Genomic DNA, 5,751 nt, shown 5'->3' on the forward strand with positions numbered 1-5,751 from the left:
CTTGAACTGGGGACCAATCGATTATGAGTAAAAACCAAACCGCATATGAAACCAAGAGTGCTGTCTGCATAGAGGTAGCCATTCCGCATAAAATCTTTACTGACTTAGTGATGTAGAGATTGGTGACTACTCTCCGGCGACGATGATTATATGGTGTAAGCAAGAAAAAACGTGGTAAGAAGGACAGGAAGTAGACCGGAAAAGACAGTGATTTTTTGTTTCCCGTAACAAATTGAATATCGAAACCATATTAATGATTTGTAAACAACTCAATCGATTGCAAGTCACACAAGGACAAATCACATGGCTCATAAGCTCGACAGCAAAAACTCTACTCCCAATACTTCAACCACACATGACGAGGTCAACACGGGCATTCATAGTACCGAAAGCATCAATACCTCCCACCAAGTTTTACGCGAGGGTAAGGCGAGAAAGCTCAGCCCCAAATCAACTAACCACGTATTTTATCAAATCGGCAGAGAGCAGGTTGACGGTGAACTCTATGTTCGGTTAATAGGCAACGAAGGTGGTGGTATGCATAGCAAGGAGTGGGTATCACTAAACAACGTACTGGACATTATCACTACCCAGGAAAAACCTTTTAAGAGCAGTTGTCTGAAAGGCGTCTTTCAGAGCGGCAGTGCAAATAATGCGGTTTTTTTAGCAGCCTGTATTCGCGGCATGGGGTTAACGATCCAATCGGACAAATCTGTATTCCTACACGTTCTTGCGCCGGATTTTGATATTCAACGCGATGAACTGCTCTCACTTGGTGAGCAAAGTACCGACTCAGAATAAAGCCACTACCCGATGCCAACCAAACCAACTCTGGCATTTCATACTGACACCTGCAAAGAGTGCCTCCTTTAGAACTTATACCAAACCTCATTGTAAAGGTAACGCTTAACGTTAAGTGTTTGAGTCTTCCTAGCGATGACCGAACATGAACTGTAACCCATTTGTCTGTCACGTACAGCTATTTCGACATGATCGCTGAAAAGTGTTTCTAGAGTCAGAAATCTAACCTGTAGTGACAACAATAATAACCTGATATGCCGTGTCTTATCAGGTCTTTTTACATCCATATAAAAGGAGAAAGATGATGTTTCCATTACTTGGCCCCGAAGTGGCGGCTTTAAAAATACACAATCGAAACGGTGAATTGGACATTGAAGTGAAACCAAGTCCAAAGGGGGCAATGAAAGGTGCTTCGCTAGGAATGCTTATTGGTCGACCGTTTGGCCCTGCGGGTATCGCGGTTGGCGCTGGTGTCGGCGGTGCTCTTGGATACGTTTTAGACTAAAAAAGGAAGGTTAATACAGGCTTAAAAGATGGTGATAGTCATTGCCATCTTTTTTCTCAGGCAAAAGCAAGGCAACTATTATCGAGAGCCTTATACGGCGTCGGGATGCACAACGAAGAGAGCAGATACTAGTACAGAAAAGCCTACCTTACGCCGGTTTAGTGGGACGACTTAAATAGGAGGTACCTATAGCCCTCTTTCGATGGTGCATTTTTAGTGTTTGGGTATGTGGTACATCATACCCACCTAGTTTTGAAAAATATCGCTTTGAGCTGGTTAGCATTAAGATGCGTGGYTCACATCGGGCATGAGCATCGTGGGGAGAATGTCGGTGTGTAATATTGCGCACTATGTGCATTACGCTGAAGTAACACTTCATTTTTTTTTTGTGGTTTGGAAAAAAAAGAGAAAAAACAATTTAATTCTAGACAAACCTGTACGCAAAACCGTGCCTGATTTTTTTAGGCAACATCGAATACCTAAACCCTATTGCTAGTAACTCTCATTTGGAATATTTAACTGAATTAAGCGCTTATCTAGACCTTTAAATAGTTTTTTATTCCAGATTATCGACTTGGACTCTCCCCTATGTTCGGTGTATTGTTCTCGCATCCCTAATGACAGGGGTGAATCCAGTTGGCCAGCCGGATATTTTTTTAAACTATCTTACAAAGAGGGTTAACTATGCCTAACACGACACACAGTAAAAACTACTTCCTCAAGTTACCTACGGGCGATGCTATGGATATGCGGCTCATTGGTTCGTGTTGCCACTATGCCGATCATGGTTTGATGCTGCTAAACACTGAGGGAGGGAAACTTCTTTGGCTCCCAGAAACTGATAACGCCAAAGCAATAGCAATGCGTGACGAAATCGTTTCAGCGCTCATATCTTAATTTTTCTTCGCATATCCAAGCTGACACGCTGTCGACGCAACTCAGTTTGAATATCAATAAATAATTAGTTTTGTCACATATTACTAATCACCCTTACTTTACGTGAAGTTGGTGAGGGTGACTCATACCCTATTTTCAGCTTTTAAGGACTGAATATGGAAGAAAAAGATCTATTTAAAAACGAGGGAACTCAGCAGGATATTTCGTCATTTGTGGATGAAATGATAAACGCCGACGGTAATGCAGCTAGTCGTAATATGCATCAAGAAACGGCTCTTACGCACATGGCACTCAGTAACGATATTCCAGCCGAATTTAACCCAGTTCAAGATGCCATAAGTTACCAACCTACTACGTTGGAATGGGCTAAAGGTGATGCTGTTTACATGGGTTTTGATACGGAGTTTCAGTACAGCCACGCTAGAGGGTACAACGAAATACTGAGCTACCAAATCGTGGCTAAGACACCAAAGGGACAATGTTCAATTGTCCTTTATCCCAAAAGTGGGGCCAAGAATCATCGTTGGGCGTTTGACGCATTGGTTGGGCATGTACTTGAGGAGATGTTTGATAAGAACCTAATTGAGGCTGTACCTGAACAAATTGTTGTCTTTGGCCATTTCTTACGTGCTGACTTAACCAATTTCAGCGACTTTTGGAAAAACCAGAAGACAACACTGCGTGGCACTCGTCGTACTGTCGCAAGTGCGATGCAGGACTATGGCGTAGATGTTCAAGCTTTAGGTAAACGCAAAGCGGGCAAAGATGCACAAGTGATTGAATCACCATCTGGAGAGAAGTTCCGCACCAAGGTCCGCTTTGTCGATACATTAGCTTTAAGCCCCAACGGTTCCAGTTTGGCCGTTATTGGTGAGCTGATTGGATTGCCCAAACATGAACTACCCAATGGTTATAGCAAAGAGCAGATGCACAAGTTTTTGCACGAGCAACCTTCGCTGTTTGAAGCTTACGCCTTAAGAGACTCTGAAATAGCTCTTGCGTACGGGTTGAGGATGTTCAGGTTTGCGACTGTTGAGCTTGGATTGTCAAAGTGCCCAACAACACTTGGTGCTATTGGTGTATCAGTATTTCAGAAGATCTTAAAAGATACCGGGGTTGATAAGCGTGAAGCATTTGGTGAGCGTGAAGTTAAAAGTCAACACTGGAACATGAAACTTGGACGACCACATACAAAGAAGGAGTGCATTCCAACAGAAGCACGTGAGTTATTCGAGCGGTTAGCTATTAAGGCGTACTTTGGAGGAAGGAATGAAAGTTTCGCTTGTGGTCCTTCTGATGTCGGTGTGTTTTATGATTTTGATCTTAGCGGTGCCTATACCACGGGGATGGTTGATGTTCGGCCATTAGATTATGACCGCTCATACATGACAAAAAACCTTGATGACTTTTGTGGTCATGTGTGTGGTTTTGCTCGTGTGCGCTTTTCATTTCCTGATGGTACACGTTTTCCATGCTTACCTGTTCATCACGAGCTCTATGGGCTTTATTTCCCGTTGACAGGTGAGACATATACTACCGCACCAGAGTTAGAAGTTGCGATAAATATGGGGGGGCACGTTGAAGTCCTGCAAGGTGTGGTTATCCCTTGGCTAGAAGATAGCGAGTCATTGTTTCTCCCTTTTGTGCAGTTGATTCGAGAAAAGAGAAATTCTTATCCGAAGAAGAGCTTCGAAGAAGCCATGTGGAAGGAGATAGGCAACTCATTGTATGGAAAGACAGCACAAGGGTTACGAGATAAAACTGCTTTTGAGTTGGCGAACGGATTGACCAAAGACATCCCACGCTCTGCTGTTACTAATCCTTATATGGCCGCTCATACGACAGGCTTTGTACGAGCCGTGATAGCGGAATTAATCGCATCAATACCGAGGCATAGGCGAGTCATTAGCGTGACAACCGACGGATTTATTACTGAGGCCCCATTAGAAGAATTGGATACATCGGGGCCGTTGTGTACTCGATTTAAAAAATACGACCATTGGGTCGTGAATCCCTTGAATAAATAGGAGCGTTACTATGGACACTTATGAAAAACTAATAGCAAACTTCACACGGGAAATCCGAGTTAAACCAACGCATGGGATAGATCGTGCTTTAACTATATTCCGCCGAGTACTACGTAAAACCAAGACGGAGTGTGGTGAAATACCTCACTGGGACGATATTCATGACCGATTTGAGGAAGAGGTTAGGATGAAGACTAATTGGGGTTATAAACAATTGGTTGAATTGTTAGATGTTACAATAACGGAGGTGGGTATTTGATTGTCGAGAAACATAGAGTTGCTCAGGTCATTGCCATGAAGACAAGAGGGCAGATAACTGCCCTCCCCCTTTCTGGGTATCCGTCTTTACTGGCCAAAGCGGGTATCAAACCGCCGTGCTCTCCAAATGAGCATAATAGCTATATGATTGAGCTATATTTAAATCGTGAGCCAAACCAGATGACAGACAATAGTCACCTTATCTCCACATCTGAGCAGTGGCTTAATGAATCTGACTTAGTGATGCTCAAGAAGGAGCGTCGATTAAACTTGGAATTTGATTTTAAGCGTAAGCTTGTAAATCCAAGAATGCTTAGTATATGTGGTAAAGAGCACATCAGTTTTGATTCTGTTCCATGGCGAAGTACAGAAGAAGCTCAGCAAGCGAGGGTCTTGTTCGATGGATGGCGAGTTGACAACTGTCTGAAAACGATAGCTGATTGGGAGTCCTGGGAGGATTACTATGAATCAGCCATAACCACTAAAGGGACTGGTATCAAAGTGACGTCTGAAGGATCTGTAGGAATTCTAAGGCGAGTCTTTATACGTGCAGTTGTGCAAAAAAAGTGGGGGTGTGACGCTGGCTTTACCTACAAGGCTTTAGCTTCACAACTCACCGAGTTAGGGTATAAAACAACGGAAGATGAGTGTAAAAATGCCAAACGATCAAAATTACCTGAGCATGCTGTGCCTGTCACGGCTCGAACTATAGTTTTCACAAAAAAACTGTTGAAATTGTATCCGGCGATGGAGTTGTTTAAATTTTTTCCGTGTGCTCGATTGGAAGAGGTTAATCATCGGCTACATACAATCGTGGTGTAAGATGTCTGTATGGGTATGAGTGGTATTATACCACTCATACCTTTCTGGTTTTTTGTAGTTGATAATTCTTTATACTCTCGGTCTACTTCCTGTCCTTCTTACCACGTTTTTTCTTGCTTACACCATATAATCATCGTCGCCGGAGAGTAGTCACCAATCTCTACATCACTAAGTCAGTAAAGATTTTATGCGGAATGGCTACCTCTATGCAGACAGCACTCTTGGTTTCATATGCGGTTTGGTTTTTACTCATAATCGATTGGTCCCCAGTTCAAGTCTGGGAGGGGCCACCAAATTTCGAAAGGTTTATGGAGAAATCCGTAAGCCTTTTTTCGTTCTAGTCCGGTCTATATCCGGTCCGCAATTACTTCCGGTAAGCTCTGGTCTGTTCGCAACCACATGAACACTTCAAGTCATCATCACAGGGGCACATCTTCTATC

General features: G+C 43.2%; 5 protein-coding genes. All 5 read left to right on the forward strand.

Annotation, left to right across the window (positions count from 1 at the left end):
- The first annotated feature begins 303 nt into the window (after window positions 1–303).
- Window positions 304–801: a hypothetical protein gene (locus tag BZG73_RS15785; protein WP_077668811.1), complete on the forward strand. Its 498-nt coding sequence runs from the start codon at window positions 304–306 to the stop codon at window positions 799–801.
- A gap of 301 nt (window positions 802–1,102) precedes the next feature.
- On the forward strand, window positions 1,103–1,306 hold the full coding sequence (locus tag BZG73_RS15790; RefSeq protein ID WP_131826212.1) for a hypothetical protein: 204 nt from the start codon (window positions 1,103–1,105) through the stop codon (window positions 1,304–1,306).
- Window positions 1,307–2,358: 1,052 nt separating this feature from the next.
- On the forward strand, window positions 2,359–4,230 hold the full coding sequence (locus BZG73_RS15800; protein ID WP_077668814.1) for a DNA polymerase: 1,872 nt from the start codon (window positions 2,359–2,361) through the stop codon (window positions 4,228–4,230).
- A gap of 10 nt (window positions 4,231–4,240) precedes the next feature.
- A complete protein-coding gene (locus BZG73_RS15805) occupies window positions 4,241–4,489 on the forward strand; it encodes a hypothetical protein (RefSeq protein WP_077668815.1) in 249 nt (82 codons plus the stop codon).
- A complete protein-coding gene (locus BZG73_RS15810) occupies window positions 4,486–5,310 on the forward strand; it encodes a hypothetical protein (RefSeq protein ID WP_077668816.1) in 825 nt (274 codons plus the stop codon). Before BZG73_RS15805 ends, BZG73_RS15810 begins: the two co-directional genes overlap by 4 nt.
- Window positions 5,311–5,751 lie beyond the last annotated feature (441 nt).

Origin of the sequence: Salinivibrio siamensis (assembly GCF_001996005.1) — a bacterium.
Classification (GTDB): Bacteria; Pseudomonadota; Gammaproteobacteria; order Enterobacterales; family Vibrionaceae; genus Salinivibrio; species Salinivibrio siamensis.

Bases quoted from the DNA above. Each gene is read 5' to 3' on its own strand.
- BZG73_RS15805 (WP_077668815.1), top strand. From the start codon at position 4,241: ATGGACACTTATGAAAAACTAATAGCAAACTTCACACGGGAAATCCGA.
- BZG73_RS15800 (WP_077668814.1), top strand. From the start codon at position 2,359: ATGGAAGAAAAAGATCTATTTAAAAACGAGGGAACTCAGCAGGATATT.
- BZG73_RS15790 (WP_131826212.1), top strand. From the start codon at position 1,103: ATGATGTTTCCATTACTTGGCCCCGAAGTGGCGGCTTTAAAAATACAC.
- BZG73_RS15785 (WP_077668811.1), top strand. From the start codon at position 304: ATGGCTCATAAGCTCGACAGCAAAAACTCTACTCCCAATACTTCAACC.